Origin of the sequence: Saccharothrix tamanrassetensis, from assembly GCF_014203665.1 — a bacterium.
Lineage (GTDB): Bacteria > Actinomycetota > Actinomycetes > Mycobacteriales > Pseudonocardiaceae > Actinosynnema > Actinosynnema tamanrassetense.
The window spans coordinates 362,450-378,092 of sequence record NZ_JACHJN010000006.1; the positions used below are offsets into that span (position 1 = coordinate 362,450).

At 70.2% G+C, this 15,643-nt stretch carries 15 protein-coding genes; 10 read left to right on the forward strand and 5 right to left on the reverse strand.

Going from position 1 to position 15,643, the window contains the following annotated elements; translation table 11 throughout:
* Positions 1-1,045: 1,045 nt before the first annotated feature.
* The 5 genes from tig to FHS29_RS21250 all read left to right on the forward strand — a co-directional run bounded on the left by tig (position 1,046) and on the right by FHS29_RS21250 (position 5,871).
* Positions 1,046-2,404, forward strand: a complete 1,359-nt coding sequence (gene tig, locus FHS29_RS21230) for a trigger factor (RefSeq protein WP_184692991.1) — start codon at positions 1,046-1,048, stop codon at positions 2,402-2,404.
* Between the two features lie 155 nt (positions 2,405-2,559).
* Complete coding sequence (locus FHS29_RS21235) at positions 2,560-3,138, forward strand: ATP-dependent Clp protease proteolytic subunit (RefSeq protein ID WP_184693367.1); 579 nt, start codon at positions 2,560-2,562, stop codon at positions 3,136-3,138.
* 29 nt (positions 3,139-3,167) lie between these two features.
* On the forward strand, positions 3,168-3,794 hold the full coding sequence (locus tag FHS29_RS21240) for an ATP-dependent Clp protease proteolytic subunit (protein ID WP_184692993.1): 627 nt from the start codon (positions 3,168-3,170) through the stop codon (positions 3,792-3,794).
* A 205-nt stretch (positions 3,795-3,999) separates the two neighbouring features.
* Positions 4,000-5,280: an ATP-dependent Clp protease ATP-binding subunit ClpX gene (clpX, locus tag FHS29_RS21245; protein WP_184692995.1), complete on the forward strand. Its 1,281-nt coding sequence runs from the start codon at positions 4,000-4,002 to the stop codon at positions 5,278-5,280.
* Positions 5,281-5,283: 3 nt separating this feature from the next.
* On the forward strand, positions 5,284-5,871 hold the full coding sequence (locus tag FHS29_RS21250; protein ID WP_184692997.1) for an RBBP9/YdeN family alpha/beta hydrolase: 588 nt from the start codon (positions 5,284-5,286) through the stop codon (positions 5,869-5,871).
* Here the strand turns inward: FHS29_RS21250 and FHS29_RS21255 are convergent.
* From FHS29_RS21255 to fdhD, 3 genes are read right to left on the reverse strand one after another with little or no spacing between them, the layout of a single operon-like run.
* Positions 5,858-6,727, reverse strand: coding sequence for an alpha/beta hydrolase (locus FHS29_RS21255; RefSeq protein WP_184692999.1), 870 nt, complete (start codon positions 6,725-6,727; stop codon positions 5,858-5,860). The genes FHS29_RS21250 and FHS29_RS21255 overlap by 14 nt on opposite strands.
* Positions 6,728-6,785: 58 nt before the next feature.
* Positions 6,786-7,952 carry a CaiB/BaiF CoA transferase family protein gene (locus tag FHS29_RS21260; protein ID WP_184693001.1) on the reverse strand — a complete coding sequence of 389 codons (1,167 nt, stop codon included), beginning with the start codon at positions 7,950-7,952 and terminating at the stop codon, positions 6,786-6,788.
* Complete coding sequence (gene fdhD, locus FHS29_RS21265; RefSeq protein ID WP_184693003.1) at positions 7,949-8,773, reverse strand: formate dehydrogenase accessory sulfurtransferase FdhD; 825 nt, start codon at positions 8,771-8,773, stop codon at positions 7,949-7,951. Before fdhD ends, FHS29_RS21260 begins: the two co-directional genes overlap by 4 nt.
* Positions 8,774-8,840: 67 nt before the next feature.
* On the opposite strand from fdhD, the gene FHS29_RS21270 reads away from it, so the two are divergent.
* The 3 genes from FHS29_RS21270 to FHS29_RS21275 are packed head-to-tail and all read left to right on the forward strand — an operon-like array spanning position 8,841 to position 11,782.
* Positions 8,841-10,151: an OFA family MFS transporter gene (locus FHS29_RS21270; protein WP_184693005.1), complete on the forward strand. Its 1,311-nt coding sequence runs from the start codon at positions 8,841-8,843 to the stop codon at positions 10,149-10,151.
* Positions 10,148-10,255 carry an MFS transporter small subunit gene (locus FHS29_RS38640; RefSeq protein ID WP_446689066.1) on the forward strand — a complete coding sequence of 36 codons (108 nt, stop codon included), beginning with the start codon at positions 10,148-10,150 and terminating at the stop codon, positions 10,253-10,255. The genes FHS29_RS21270 and FHS29_RS38640 overlap by 4 nt, the downstream gene beginning before the upstream one ends.
* 9 nt (positions 10,256-10,264) lie before the next feature.
* Entirely contained in the window at positions 10,265-11,782 is a 1,518-nt protein-coding gene (locus FHS29_RS21275; protein ID WP_312865028.1) for a phytoene desaturase family protein, read from the forward strand.
* 50 nt (positions 11,783-11,832) lie between these two features.
* Here FHS29_RS21275 and FHS29_RS21280 read toward each other — a convergent pair whose 3' ends face one another.
* Entirely contained in the window at positions 11,833-12,348 is a 516-nt protein-coding gene (locus FHS29_RS21280) for a hypothetical protein (protein WP_184693006.1), read from the reverse strand.
* 110 nt (positions 12,349-12,458) lie between these two features.
* Between FHS29_RS21280 and FHS29_RS36310 the strand changes: the two genes are divergently transcribed.
* A complete protein-coding gene (locus FHS29_RS36310) occupies positions 12,459-13,025 on the forward strand; it encodes a winged helix-turn-helix domain-containing protein (protein ID WP_221456349.1) in 567 nt (188 codons plus the stop codon).
* A gap of 11 nt (positions 13,026-13,036) precedes the next feature.
* Positions 13,037-13,234 carry a hypothetical protein gene (locus tag FHS29_RS21290; protein WP_184693008.1) on the forward strand — a complete coding sequence of 66 codons (198 nt, stop codon included), beginning with the start codon at positions 13,037-13,039 and terminating at the stop codon, positions 13,232-13,234.
* Positions 13,235-13,334: 100 nt separating this feature from the next.
* On the opposite strand, the gene FHS29_RS21295 is transcribed toward FHS29_RS21290, so the two are convergent.
* Complete coding sequence (locus tag FHS29_RS21295; RefSeq protein WP_184693010.1) at positions 13,335-15,626, reverse strand: FdhF/YdeP family oxidoreductase; 2,292 nt, start codon at positions 15,624-15,626, stop codon at positions 13,335-13,337.
* Positions 15,627-15,643: the final 17 nt, after the last annotated feature.

Here is a 15,643-nt window from a genome sequence, read left to right on the forward strand (position 1 = left end):
GCGAGTGGAGTCATCTCGACAAGTGAAAGTTTTCTGTCGACCACTACTCCAAACGGCCTCAATTCACCCCATGCGCGGAACCTCCCCTCGGTGTTGGTTGCCGAGTGTTAGTCGCTGCTACGGCATCCGTGTTACACCTGGCCGTCTTGGCTCCGCTCCGCGATGCCGCGGTTCACAGTGTCATCGCGGCTTCTCCTCACTCGAACGGTCTAGTGCAAGGGGTGTCGAGACGCCCATTGGGCGGCATGGTTACGGCCGAACCGACGCAGTAGCCGGCGGCAGGATGACACGCTGCTTGCCACGCCTTTTCCGCACTGATGCGGAGAGTGCTCGCCGCCGTCCGCCGACCGCGCTCGCCGCCCGTCCCGCCCCGTCCGGCCGCCGTCGACCCGGGCCGAGCGCCCGCACGCCGGCCCGCTGCCCCGCAAGAGTGAAAATGTGAACGGAATGCAAAAATAGCGATTACGCCGAACGCCGAATCTCGCCGCGCCGGCTCGGGAATGGCCTCGATGAACCGCTGATTGCCCTGTCCGGCAGGGAAGCGAACGCGGTGGCGAACGCGGTGGCGAATCACACCCTCGGACGCCGGCACCAACACTGAATGTCGGGGCGGGGCCTCGGACGCCTGAGCCGCGCACCGACGCCGAAGTCGAACACCGAAGCCGCATCCGTCGACGACCGCGTTCCGATGCCGAAGTCGACCGACGCGTGAACCGAAGCGAAATCCGCACGTGAACCGCTGCCACCGAACGCGATCGCGGCGGTCAATCCATCAGTGGCCGACCCGCCGGCGACCAACTCCTCGGCGCCAACTTCTCGACGTCCGACTCTCGGCGGCCAACCCGGCAGCGGCGACCGAACACGGACCGCGAAGTCGAACCGGTTCAGGGCGGCGGTCGATGTCCCGCACCGCCGCCCGCACGGGACAGTCCGGGGTGCCGGCCGCCGGTCCGGGGCCCACCGCCTAGACTCATGCGGAATCCCGGCGCCCGGCAGAGCGTTTCCGGGGTGTTCCGCACGTCCTGCCCGTTACGAGGAGACCACGTTGAAGAGCACCGTCGAGCACCTGAGCCCGACGCGGGTCCGGATCAACGTCGAGGTGCCGTTCGACGAGCTCAAGTCGGACTTCGACCGCGCCTACCGCAAGCTGGCCAAGCAGGTCCGCATCCCCGGCTTCCGCCCCGGCAAGGCCCCCGCCCGCGTGCTGGAGAGCCGCATCGGCCGCGCGCCCGTCCTGGACGAGGTCGTCCAGGAGGCGATCCCGGCCAAGTACCTGGAGGCGGTCAGCTCCGGCGAGATCCGCACCCTGGGCCGGCCGGACTTCGAGGTCACGAAGATCGAGGACGGCGAGTCGCTGGCGTTCACCGCCGAGGTCGACGTCCGCCCCGAGATCACCGTGCCCGCGTTCGGCGAACTGGCCGTCAGCGTCGACGAGCAGGAGGTCACCGAGGACGACGTGACCACCCAGCTGGACGAGCTGCGCGCCCGCTTCGGCACCCTGACCGGCGTCGACCGCCCCGCGAAGGAGGGCGACTTCGTCATCGTCGACCTCTCCGCGACCGTGGACGGCGAGGAGGTCGAGGAGGCCAAGACCGCCGGCCTGTCCTACGAGATCGGCTCCGGCCAGCTGGTGGAGGGCATCGACGAGGCCCTGGTCGGCGCGTCCGAGGGCGAGTCGAAGAGCTTCACCACCACCCTGGTGGCGGGTGACCACGCCGGTCGCGAGGCCGACGTCACCGTCGTGCTGAACACGGTCAAGGAGCGGCAGCTCCCCGGGCTGGACGACGACTTCGCCCAGCTGGCCAGCGAGTTCGACACGCTGGACGAGCTCAAGGACGACCTGCGGGTCCGCCTGGGCCGGGTGAAGAAGATGCAGCAGGGCGTCCAGGCGCGGGACAAGGTGCTGGAGGCGCTGCTGGCCTCGGTCGAGGTGCCGCTGCCCGAGGCCGTGGTGCAGGGCGAGGTGGAGGCCCGTGCGCACGACGCCGTGCACGCCTTCGACCACGACGAGAACCGCTTCGCCGAGTGGCTGGCCGAGCAGGGCCAGACCAAGGAGGAGTTCGACACCGAGGTGCGCACCGCCGCCGAGCAGGCGGTCAAGACGCAGCTGGTGCTGGACGCCATCGCGGACGCCGAGCAGCTCAGCGTCTCCGACTCCGAGCTCACCGAGCGGATCATCTACCAGGCGCAGCGGTTCGGCATCAGCCCGGACGAGTACGTCAAGCGCGCGCAGCAGTCCGGCCAGCTCGGCGCGATCTTCGCCGACGTGCGGCGCGGCAAGGCGCTGGCCTCCGTGGTGCGCCAGGCCACCGTCACGGACGCCTCGGGCAACGCGCTCGACCTGGACGAGCTGTTCGGCGAGACGAAGCCCGCCGAGGAATCGGCGACCGAGCCGACGGCATAACCCGTCGAATCTCCACCGGAGTTGAAGCCCTGAGCGAACGCGGGCGGTGTCGGGAAGGCGACGCCGCCCGCCTTCGTTAAGGTCGTTGGTACGAGACTCTTTTCGGCAAAGTTAGGCAGGCAGACGTGACGCAGCACTTCTTCGCGACGCCCGAGATGCGGTCGTCCACGGGGATGAACCTCAACGACTCGGTCTACGAGCGCCTGCTCCGCGAGCGGATCATCGTGCTGGGGTCGCAGGTCGAAGAGGGCATCGCCAACCAGATCACCGCTCAGCTCCTCCTCCTCGCGGCGGAGGACCCGGAGAAGGACATCACCCTCTACATCAACTCGCCCGGCGGCTCGGTGACCGCGGGCATGGCGATCTTCGACACGATGCAGCTCATCGAGCCGGACGTGGCCACCTACGCGATGGGCCTGGCGGCCTCGATGGGCCAGTTCCTGCTCTCCGCTGGCACGCCCGGCAAGCGGCACGCACTGCCGCACGCCCGCATCCTCATGCACCAGCCCTCGGCGGGTGTCGGCGGCACGGCGGCCGACATCGCGATCCAGGCGGACATGCTGACCCGGACCAAGCAGGAGATGGCCGAGCTGATCGCGCAGCACACCGGCCAGCCGGTCGAGCGCATCATCGCCGACTCCGACCGCGACCGCTGGTTCACCGCCCAGGAGGCCCTGGAGTACGGCTTCGTGGACAAGGTGATCACCCGCGCCAGCCAGGCGAACAGCAACTGACCGGGCAGCACAGGACCAGGAGAGAACCAGTGAGCCAGTTCCACGCGCCGCAGTCCCGGTACGTGCTCCCCTCGTTCGTCGAGCGCACGAGCTACGGCATCAAGGAGTCCAACCCGTACAACAAGCTGTTCGAGGAGCGCATCATCTTCCTCGGCGTGCAGGTGGACGACGCGTCGGCGAACGACGTGATGGCCCAGCTGCTCGTGCTGGAGTCGGAGGACCCCGACCGCGACATCCTGATGTACATCAACTCGCCGGGTGGCTCGTTCACCTCGCTGATGGCCATCTACGACACCATGCAGTTCGTCCGCCCGGACATCCAGACCTACTGCCTGGGCCAGGCCGCCTCCGCCGCCGCGGTCCTGCTGGCGGCGGGCACGCCCGGCAAGCGGCACGCGCTGCCCAACTCGCGGATCCTGATCCACCAGCCCGCCACCGACGGCGTCTACGGGCAGGTCTCCGACCTGGAGATCCAGTCCAACGAGATCCAGCGGGTGCGCAGGCTGCTGGAGACGACGCTGGCGAAGCACACGAGCAAGAGTGCCGAGCAGGTGCGTGCGGACATCGAACGCGACAAGATCCTCACCGCCGAGCAGGCGCGCGAGTACGGCATCGTGGACAGCGTCCTGCCGTACCGCAAGCTTTCGGCCAAGTAACTCCGCGTGACGCCCGACACGCCGAACCCACCAGGGGTCCTGCCCGGTTCGGTGTGTCGGGGGCACGCTGGTCCTCCCGCACAGGCGGGTAGGCCAGGTACCGTCGAGGGGAACGGGCGGACCCCGCACCCAGCGGGCGGATGCCAACCAGTAGTCAGGCGCACGTCACCAGGACGTGCGCCGGAGGGGACAGAGGTCAGCGGTCATGGCGCGTATCGGTGACGGCGGCGACCTGCTGAAGTGCTCTTTCTGCGGGAAGAGCCAGAAGCAGGTGAAAAAACTCATCGCCGGCCCCGGTGTCTACATCTGCGATGAGTGCATCGACCTCTGCAACGAGATCATCGAGGAAGAGCTCGCGGAGGCAGGCGACGTCAAGCTCGACGAGCTGCCCAAGCCCGCCGAGATCCACGAATTCCTCGACCAGTACGTGATCGGCCAGAACGAGGCCAAGCGGACGCTCTCGGTGGCGGTCTACAACCACTACAAGCGCATCCAGGCGGGCGACCGCGGGCGTGAGGGGCGCGACGACGGCGTGGAACTCGCCAAGTCGAACATCCTCATGCTCGGCCCGACCGGCTGCGGCAAGACCTACCTGGCCCAGACCCTCGCGAAGATGCTGAACGTGCCGTTCGCCATCGCGGACGCCACGGCGCTGACCGAGGCGGGCTACGTGGGCGAGGATGTGGAGAACATCCTGCTCAAGCTGATCCAGGCGGCGGACTACGACGTGAAGCGCGCCGAGACCGGCATCATCTACATCGACGAGGTCGACAAGATCGCTCGAAAGAGTGAAAACCCGTCGATCACGCGCGATGTGTCGGGCGAGGGCGTGCAGCAGGCGCTGCTGAAGATCCTGGAGGGCACGACGGCCTCGGTGCCGCCGCAGGGCGGGCGCAAGCACCCGCACCAGGAGTTCATCCAGATCGACACGACGAACGTGCTGTTCATCGTGGCGGGCGCGTTCGCGGGCCTGGAGAAGATCATCCAGGACCGGGTCGGCAAGCGCGGGCTGGGCTTCGGCGCCGAGGTACGCACCAAGGCCGAGGTCGACGCGGCGGACTACTTCGCCGACTCGATGCCCGAGGACCTGATCAAGTTCGGGCTGATCCCGGAGTTCATCGGGCGGCTGCCGATGGTGGCCAGCGTCACGAACCTGGACAAGGAGTCCTTGGTCCGCATCCTCACCGAGCCGAAGAACGCGCTGGTCAAGCAGTACCAGAAGCTGTTCGAGATGGACGGTGTGGAGCTGGAGTTCACCAAGACCGCGATGGAGGCGGTGGCGGACCAGGCGATCCTGCGCGGCACCGGCGCGCGCGGCCTGCGGGCGATCATGGAGGAAGTCCTGCTGCCGGTGATGTACGACATCCCGAGCCGCACGGACGTGGCCAAGGTCGTCATCACCGAGCAGACCGTCAAGGAGAACGTGAACCCGACCATCGTGGCCCGGCAGCCGTCCCGCCGGGAGCGTCGCGAGAAGTCGGCCTGAGCGTTGTCGCTGCCGTACGCGCTCCTCCTGCACGGCTTGGGAGGGTCGGGGCCGACGCACTGGCAGAACTGGCTGGCAGGCGAACTCGCCCACCGCGGTGGGCAGGTGGACCTGCCCCAGTTCACCCTCCCGGATGCCCCGCAGCTCGACGTCTGGCTCGCCGAGCTGCGGGAACACCTCGCGGTCGCCCCTCGATCGGGTGAACGGGTGGTGGTCGCGCACTCGCTGGCGTGCCTGCTCTGGCTGCACCACGCGGCGGGCGAGGTCGACCCGGCGCTGCGGGTGGACCGGGTGCTGCTGGTGGCCCCGCCCAGCCCGCGGTTCACCGGCGAGCCGCTGATCACCGAATTCCTCGACGTGCCGCTGGACCCGACCGCCGTGCGGCGGGCCGCGGTGTCGACGCGGCTGGTGGTGGGCGAGGGTGACCCGTACTGCTCGCTGGAGCAGGGCAAGGAACTGGCGGAGGCGCTGCGGCTGGACGTCGACGTCGTCGTCGGCGGCGCGCACCTGAACGTGGACGCGGGCTACGGCTCGTGGAGCGCGGTGCTCAAGTGGGTCCGCAGCGACCGCACACCGCTCACCCCGCGCTGATCCGCCTGCCCAGGAACCTGATCACGTCCGGCACGATCTTGCGGTAGAAGACGTCGTCGTGGCCGCCGGGCGTGACCGACGCGACGGCCGGCTTGGCGGCGGCGATGAACCTGCGGCTGCCCTCGATGAACCGGTCGTGGTCGCCGACCCAGACGCCGATCGGGACGTCGCCGAGCTTGTCCAGGTTCCGCAGCGGGTCCAGGGCCGCCCACTGCTCCTGGCTGGTGAACGCCTTGCGCTTGGCCATCTCCGACCACGAGGTGAGCAGGCCGGGGGAGATCGCGGCGACCGCTCGCACCGGATCACGGCGTTCGTTGCGCCGCCGGGCGTACAGCAGGGCGCCGAAGCCGCCCATGGACACCCCGGTGCACGCGGACGGCGTGCGGTGGCCGCGTTCGGCCAGCCAGCGGGGCAGCTCTTCGAGCAGCATCCCCAGCGGGTCGTCGCCGGGCACGTTCTCGTGCCAGTAGTGGTCGCCGCCGTCGACCGCGACGAACCCGAACGGTGGCACCGAGCCCCGGCTCACGGCCGCCACCAGGGCTTCCGGCATACCGCCGACGGCCGCCTGGCGCGCGTTGCCGTGCCGTCCGTGCAGCAGGATCGACATGGGCAGGCCGTCCGTCGACACGCCCGGCGGCACGATCGTCACCACGTCGACCTCACGGCCCCGCAGCCGCGAGTAGACGCGATCCGCGTGCACCACGGGCCGCTTCGCGGCGGGCACCGGACCGGCCACGCCCAGCACCCGGCGCAACGCCTCCCCGATCGGCGCCTGTCCGTTGAGCGCGGCTGCCGTGCCGGTGACGGCGAGCCCGGTCGCGCCGAGCGCGCCGAGCACTGTTCGCCTGCTGACCATGTCCCCCCCAGCGATGACCCCGCAAGTCCCATCGCGCGGAACGTGCCTGGTGTTTCGCCTAGATGGCCGACTGCGCCCGGAGTGCCGCGATCTGTTCCGCCTGGTAGCCGAGCGTGCGCAGCACGTGGTCGGTGTGCTCGCCGCGGGCCGGCACCGCGCCGGGCGCCCAGTCCCATCCGGTCGAATCGACCGGCGGGCGCAGCATGGTCGCCTCCCCGCCCGGCACCGGCACGCGCGTCCGGCGGTCGCGGGCGGCGAGCTGCGGGTGGTCGGGCAGATCGGCGACGCTGCGGGTGCGTGCGGCGGGCACGTCGGCCTCGTCCAGGGCGTCGAGCAGGTCGGCGGCCGTCCACCCGCTGAAGTCGAGTTCGGCGTGCAGCGCGGGGCGGTGCTCGACCCGTGAGGTGACGGTGCCGAAGCGCGGGTCGTCGGCCAGGTCGGGCCTGCCCAGCACGGCGCACAGCCGCCGCCACTGCGGGTCGTTCTGCACGGCGAGGTGCACGGCGCCGTCGCGGCACCGGAACGGTCCGTACGGGGCGATGCTGGGGTGGTGCGCGCCGGTCCTGGGCGCGGCGGCCCCGGTGCCCGCCGCGTACAGCATGGGCTGGTGCATCCACTCGGCCATCGCCTCGAACAGCGACAGCCGTAGCGTGCTGCCCTCGCCCGTCCGGCTGCGGTGCAGCAGGGCCGCGAGCACGGCGGACTGGAGCTGGACCCCGGCGGCGATGTCGGCCACCGAGATGCCGGCTCGGGCGGTGACGTCACCTTCTCCGGTGAGTTCCACCAGGCCCGCCTCGGACTGCACCAGCGCGTCGAACGCCTTGCGCTGCGCGTACGGGCCGCCGTCGCCGTAGCCCGACAGCTCGCCGACCACCAGCGTGGGGCGTTCGGAGCGAAGCGTGTCGGCGTCCACACCCATTCGACGCGCCGCGCCGGGCGACAGGTTGCACAGCACCACGTCCGCCCCGGAGATCAGCCGATCGAGTACTTCCCGGCCGGCGGGGTTCTTCAGGTCGAGCGTCAGCGACTCCTTGCCGACGTTGGTCCACGCGAAGTACGAGGACACCTCGCCGCACGCGCGGTCGTAGTGCCGGGCGAAGTCGCCGCCGTCCGGGCGTTCGACCTTCACCACCCGTGCGCCCAGGTCGGCCAGCAGGCGGGTGGCGTAGGGCACGGCCACGGCCTGTTCGAGGCTGACGACCAGCACACCGTCGAGCGGTCTCAAGCGGTGATCCGTTCCACCCCGGCGTACACGTTCATCGAGTCGCCGCGCAGGAACCCGACCAGGGTCACGCCCTGCTCCTCGGCCAGTTCCACGGCCAGCGACGACGGCGCGGACACCGCCGCGAGCACCGGCACGCCGGCCATCGCGGCCTTCTGCACCAGCTCGAACGACGCCCGACCGGACACCATCAGCACGGTCCCGGCCAGCGGCACGCGGTCCTGGAGCAGCGCCCAGCCCAGCACCTTGTCCACGGCGTTGTGCCGTCCCACGTCCTCGCGCACCACCAGAGCTTCACCTGATGCGGTGAAAAGTCCGGCGGCGTGCAGGCCCCCGGTGGACGCGAACACCTTCTGCTTCGCGCGCAACGCGTCCGGCATCCCGGTCAGCACGTCCACGTCGACGCGGACGGCGTCGTCGGCGGGGGAGTAGCGGGTCTTGAGCTTCACCGCGTCGAGCGCGGCCTTGCCGCACACCCCGCACGAGGACGTGGTGTAGAAGTTGCGCTCCACGCTCGCGTCGGGCGGCGGCACGTGGTCGGCCAGCGTCACGTCCAGCACGTTGTAGGTGTTCAGCCCGTCGGGGCCGGTGCCCTCGCAGAACCGGGCCACCGAGACGTCGGCCAGGCCCCCGATCACGCCCTCGCCGAGCAGGAAGCCGTGCGCGAGCTCCACGTCGTGACCGGGTGTGCGCATGGTCACGGTCAGCGCCGAACCCCCTACGCGCAGCTCCAACGGCTCCTCGGCGGCCAGCGCGTCGATCCGCGTGCGGTGCGTTCGTCGCGAAAACGTGACCACTGGGCGACGAACGGTGACTCGCCCCATCGTGGAACTCCTTCCCGACGTTAAGTTCCCAGGTCAGTTACCGACCAGGTTACGGAGGTGTCGGGCAGTGGGTTTCCTGGACCGCTCGCGAACCGTCGCGCCACCCGACTGGAACCGCTGGCTGGTGCCGCCGGCCGCGCTGTCCGTGCACCTGGCGATCGGCCAGGCCTACGCGTGGAGCGTGTTCAAGCCGCCGCTCGAAGGCGCGTTGGGGTTGTCCGGCACGCAGAGCGCGCTGCCGTTCCAACTGGGCATCGTGATGCTGGGCCTGTCGGCCGCGTTCGGCGGCACGCTGGTGGAGCGCAACGGGCCGCGCTGGGCGATGTTCGTGTCCGCCACGTGCTTCTCGTCCGGCTTCCTGATCTCCGCGCTCGGGGCGTGGACCGGGCAGTTCTGGCTGGTGGTGCTGGGCTACGGGTTCGTCGGCGGGATCGGCCTGGGCATCGGGTACATCTCGCCGGTGTCGACGCTGATCAAGTGGTTCCCGGACCGGCCGGGCATGGCGACCGGGATCGCGATCATGGGCTTCGGCGGCGGGGCGTTGATCGCGTCGCCGTGGTCGGCGCAGATGCTGGAGTCGTTCGGGCGCGACAGCACCGGGATCGCACAGACGTTCCTGGTGCACGGTGTGGTGTACGCGGTGTTCATGTCGGTGGGTGTGCTGCTGGTGCGGGTGCCCGCCGAAGTGGTCGAGCGGAAGATAGTGCGCTCGGCGGTCAACGTGTCGGCCCGCAACGCCGTGCGCACACCGCAGTTCTGGTGCCTGTGGGTGGTGCTGTGCTTCAACGTCACGGCGGGCATCGGCATCCTGGAGAAGGCGTCGCCGATGATCCGGGACTTCTTCGCCGGCACGGCCGCCCCGGTCGCGGTCGGCGCCGCCGCCGGGTTCGTGGCGCTGCTGTCGCTGGCGAACATGGCGGGCCGGATCGTGTGGTCGTCCACATCGGACCTGGTGGGGCGCAAGAACGTCTACCGGGTGTACCTGGGTGTCGGCGCGTTGACCTACCTGGCGCTGGCGTTGGCGGGCAACGCGTCCAAGGTGCTGTTCGTGGTGGGCGCGATGCTGATCCTCTCGTTCTACGGCGGTGGGTTCGCCACCATCCCGGCCTACCTCAAGGACCTGTTCGGCACGTACCAGGTGGGCGCGATCCACGGCCGGCTGCTCACCGCGTGGTCGCTGGCGGGCGTGCTCGGGCCGCTGATCGTCAACGCCATCGCGGACAGCCAGAAGGCGGCCGGCAAGACCGGCCCGGACCTCTACACGACATCCCTGTACATCATGATCGCGTTGCTGGCGGTGGGTTTCGCGGCCAACGAGCTGGTCCGGCCGGTGGCCGCGAAGCACCACGAGCCGGTGCTGGAAGGGGCGTCCCGGTGAACCGGACCGCGCTGGTGGTGTTCGCCTGGCTGTGGGTGGGGCTGCCGCTGGCCTACGGGCTGGTCGAGCTGATCCGGAAGGTGACCGCGCTGTTCACCGGCTAGTGTCGGCTGGTGGATTCCTACGACGTGGTTGTGGTCGGCGGCGGGCACAACGCCCTGGTCGCGGCGGCGTACCTGGCTCGCGCCGGGCGTTCGGTGCTGGTGCTGGAGAAGCTCGACCACCCCGGTGGCGCGGCGGTCGGCGAGCAGGTGTTCCCCGGGGTGCCCGCGCGGCTGTCGCGCTACTCGTACCTGGTGAGCCTGCTGCCGGACCGGATCGTCGGCGACCTGGGGCTGAAGGTGTCGCTGAAGTCACGTGCCGCGTCCTCGTACACGCCCGCCGGGAACCTGCTGGTCGAACGCACGCCGGGGCCGGCCACCGCCGAGTCGTTCCGCGCGCTGACCGGCTCGGACGCCGAGTTCGAGCGGTGGCGGCGCTGGTACGCCGACCTGGAGGTGCTGGCGCAGGCGCTGTCACCGACGTTGTTGGAGCCGCTGCTGCCCCGCGAGCACGCCCGCATCCGGGTCGACGCGGTGGCGCGGGCACGGCTGTGGGAGCAGGTGTTCGAACGCCCACTGGGCGTGACGCTGGAGGAGCTGTTCGCCGACGACGTCGTGCGCGGTGTGGTCGCGACGGACGGGCTGATCGGCACCCACACGTCGTTGCACGACCTCAAGGCCAACCGGTGCTTCCTGTACCACGTGATCGGCAACGGCACGGGGGAGTGGAAGGTGCCGGTCGGCGGCATGGGCGCGGTGACGGCCGAACTCGTCCGGGCGGCTCGCGAAGCCGGGGCGGAGATCGTCACCGGCGCCGAGGTGTCCCGGGTGGACGTTGACGGCACCAACGCGGAAGTGGAGTTCGACGGGCGGACCGTGGGCGCGCGGTTCGTGCTGTCCGGTGTGGCCCCCCGGGTGCTGGACGCGTTGCGCGGCAAGGAAAGCCGGCCGGTCGCCGAAGGGTGTCAGGTCAAGGTGAACATGCTGCTGCGACGGCTGCCGAAGGTGCGCGGCGGGGTGGACCCGAAGCTCGCGTTCGCGGGCACGCTGCACCTGGACGAGTCCTACTCGCAGTTGGAAACCGCCTACCGGGAGAGCGCGGCGGGCGAGGTGCCGTCCGTGCTGCCCGCCGAGATGTACTGCCACACCCTGACCGACCCGTCGATCCTGGCCCCGGAGCTGGTCGAGAAGGGGTGGCACACCTTGACCCTGTTCGGCCTGCACACCCCGGCGGCGCTGTTCGAGGGCCACGACGGGCTGCGCGACCAGTTGGTCGGCCGCTACCTCAAGGCGTTGGACGAACACCTGGACGAGCCCATCGAGGAGTGCCTGGCGACGGACGCGGACGGCAAGCCGTGCCTGGAAGCCCGCTCGCCGCTGGACCTGGAGGCCGAGCTGGGGCTGCCGCGCGGCAACATCTTCCACGACGAGCTGGCGTGGCCGTTCGCGGAGAGTGACGACGAAGTGGGGCGCTGGGGCGTGGAGACCGACGTGCCGAACCTGTTCGTGTGCGGCGCGGGCGCCCGCCGCGGTGGTGGGGTCAGCGGTATCGCCGGCCACAACGCCGCGATGGCGGTGCTGGAGCGCTAGAGGCGTTCGGGCAGTGCGGCCGGGAGCCCGCCAAGGCGACCGGAAGGCTGCTAGAGGCGTTCGAACAGCTGGGTGACGAGCTTCTTCTCCTGCTCGAAGTTCGCGCCCGACGTCACCAGGATCTCGACCGGCCCCTTGCGTGCCACCAGCGTGTTCTGCACCACCTCGCCGGTGCCGAGGGTGCCGGTGTAGGCGTTGTCGTGGAAGTCCGGCAGGTCCTTGACCTTCTGGCCGTTGCCGCCGAACTCCTCCTTGCCCTTGGCGAACGCGGCCGCGTCCGACTTGGTCTGGAACCGGACCATGGTGCTCGCGCCGCCGCCGTCGTACTGGCACGTGACCACGGTGCCGTTGATGGTTTCGCGCGGGTGGTTGAGGTTCAGTTGCAGCGCCGCGCCGACGACGTCCTCGGGCGCCTTCGCACAGCTGATGCCGGCGACCTCGGACGGCGTGGTGGCCGGCGTCGACGGGGTGGTGCCACCCGTCGCGGGGGCGCTGTGGGGGGTGGAGGTGCAGCCGGCGAGCACGATCAGCCCGAGCACGGCCACGAGTGCCTTCTCGATGGTCACAGGTCCTCCAAGTCCGTCGTCCGGAGCTTCGTCCGAACGGGGCAGGACGTTACCCGAGCGCTATGACAAGAAGTCTTGCTAAAGGACCCTTGATATAGCTATCTTGAGGTGTGACCGACGACCTGATCCGCGATCCGAAGGTGCTCCGCGCACTCGCGCACCCGTTCCGGTGGAAGCTGATCAACCTGCTCCTGGCGGAAGGCCCGCGCACCGCGACGGAGTGCTCCGCCGCACTCGGCGAGAGCGTGGCCAGCTGCTCGTACCACCTGAACATGCTGGCCAAGTACGGGTTCGTGGGCGAGGTGCCGGACGTCAAGGGCAGGCAGAAGCCGTGGCGGCTGCTGCGGAAGTCGCAGAGCTGGTCGCCGACCGGTCTGGACGACGAGGGCGTGTCGGCGGCCGAGGCGGCGAGCGACGCGTTCCTGGAGCAGGAGTTCGCCGCGGTGCGGGAGCAGTCCCGCCGCAACCCGCAGGAGTCCGAGGACTGGCGGGAAGCGCTGGGCGTGCGCGGCCGGATGGAGTTCCTGACCGTGCGGGAGCTGGAGGAGGTCACCGCGGAGGTGGTGGCGGTCATCGAGCGGTACTCCGAACGCCACGACCACCCGGAGAAACGGCCGGAGGGGGCGCGGCCGGTGCGCTTCTTCCTCGCCACCACGGCGTCACCACGACGCGACTAGGGGGGATTCCCATGCCGTACCAGGATCTGCTGCTCACCGTCGCCCGCGAGCGGATGCACGACGACGTGCGGGCGGCCACGCGGTACCGGCTCACCCGCAAGCGCCTGAAGGCCTTCTCGGGTCTGCTCAAGCTCGACTGGCAGGTGGTGCGGGAGCATCGGCGGGTGGTCGCGAGCGTCGGCTTCTCGTGGCAGCGAACGGCCGGGTGACGACCGCGTCCGGTAAGGCCGGCGCCCGTGCGATGCCCTGTTCGAACGTCGCGTGCCGCTGCCGGACTGCCGTGTCCGGCAGCGGCACGCGCGGTGGTCGTCAGTCGGCCACTTTCTCCAGCCGCACCACGATCGACTTGGAGGTCGGCGTTCCGGAGGTCTCCGCGGTGGAGTCCAGCGGCACCAACGGGTTCGCCTCGGGGAAGTACGCCGCCGCGCAGCCCTTCGCGGTCGGGTAGGACACCACCCGGAACCGTTCCGCCCGCCGCTCGGTGACGCCCGTCGGGTCGTCCGGCCACTCGCTGACCAGGTCGACGTACTGGCCGTCGAGCAGGTCGAGCTCGTCCAGGTCCGCCGGGCTGACGAACACCACCCGCCGGCCGTCCTTCACGCCGCGGTAGCGGTCGTCGAGGCCGTAGATCGTGGTGTTGTACTGGTCGTGGCTGCGCATGGTCTGCAGCAGCAGCCGCCCCAGCGGCACCCGCAGCACGGTCAGCTCGTTCGCCGAGAAGTGCGCCTTGCCGGTCCGGGTTCCGCTGAACTCGCGGGCGTCGCGCGGCGCGTGCGGCAGCACGAACCCGTCCGGGCGGCGCACCCGCTCGTTGTAGTCGTCGCAGCCCGGCACGACCCGCGAGATCCGGTCCCGGATCAGGTCGTAGTCCTTCTCGAACTCCTCCCACGGCACCGGGTGGTCCGGCCCCAGCAGGGCCCGCGCGAGCCGGCACACGATCGACACCTCCGACAGCAACCGGTCGCTCGCGGGCGCCAACCGCCCCCGCGACCGGTGCACCACCGACATCGAGTCCTCGACCGTCACGAACTGCTCGCCGCTGTGCTGGAGGTCGCTCTCCGTGCGCCCCAGCGTGGGCAGGATGAGCGCGGTCCGCCCGTGCACCACGTGCGACCGGTTGAGCTTGGTCGACACCTGCACGGTCAGCTCGCACGACCGCAGTGCCTTCTCGGTCACCACCGTGTCCGGGGTGGCCGCGGCGAAGTTGCCGCCCACCGCGAAGAACACCTTGGCCCGGCCGTCCCGCATGGCCCGGATCGAGGCCACCGTGTCGAACCCGTGCTGTCGCGGCACCGTGACGCCGAACTCGGTCTCCAGCGCGGACATGAACTTCTCCGGCATCTTCTCCCAGATGCCCATGGTCCGGTCGCCCTGGACGTTGGAGTGGCCGCGCACCGGGCACAGGCCTGCGCCGGGCTTGCCGATCATGCCGCGCAGCAGCGCCACGTTCGAGATCTCGCGGATCGTCGGCACGGAGTGCTTGTGCTGGGTCAGGCCCATGGCCCAGCAGAAGATGGTGCGCTGCGAGTCGGCCAGCATCCGGGCCAGCTTCTCCACCTGCGCGCGCGGCAGGCCGGTGGCGAAGTCGACGGCCTCCCAGTCCAGGTCGCGGACGTGCGCCACGTACTCGGCGAACCCGTCGGTGTAGTTCCGCACGAAGTGGGTGTCCGCCGCGTCCCACGACAGCAGCAGGTTCCCCACCGCCTGGAACAGCGCCTGGTCGCCGCCGAGCCGGATCTGCAGGAACTCGTCGGCGAGCTGGGTGCCGGGGCCGATCACGCCCTTCACGTTCTGCGGGTTCTTGAACCGCAGCAGGCCGGCCTCCGGCAGCGGGTTCACCGCGACGATCTTCGCGCCGGACTTCTTGGCCTCCTCCAGCGCGGACAGCATCCGCGGGTGGTTCGTGCCGGGGTTCTGGCCCACCACCACGATCAGGTCGGCGCGGCTGAAGTCGTCGATGCTCACCGAGCCCTTGCCGATGCCGGTGGTCTCCGACAGCGCCGCGCCGGAGGACTCGTGGCACATGTTCGAGCAGTCCGGCAGGTTGTTCGTGCCGAACGAGCGCACCAGCAGCTGGTAGAGGAACGCGGCCTCGTTGCTGGTCCGGCCGGAGGTGTAGAAGACGGCTTCGTTCGGGTCGGCCAGACCGTTCAGCTTGGCCGCGACCAGCGAGAACGCGTCGCTCCACGAGATCGGCTCGTAGTGCGTCCCGCCCTCGCGCAGCACCACCGGCTCGGTCAGCCTGCCCTGCTGGCCGAGCCAGTAGTCGGTCTTCCCGGCGAGCTCGGCGACCGGGTGCGCGGCGAAGAACTCCGGCCCGACCCGGCGCCTGGTGGCCTCCTCGGCGACCGCCTTCGCGCCGTTCTCGCAGAACTCGGCGAGCTTGCGGTGCCCCTGCGGCTCCGGCCACGCGCAGCCCGGGCAGTCGAACCCCTCGCGCTGGTTGAGCAGCCGCAGCGTGGTGACGGTGCGGGTCACCCCCATCTGCTCCACGCCGCGTTTGAGCGACACGGCCACGCCGGGGATGCCCGCCGCCCACTGCTTCGGTCCGGTCACGTCGAGCTGGGCCTCGTCGATGTCCTGCTGCGGTGGCTTGCTCATGCCCCCATTGTGCGCTG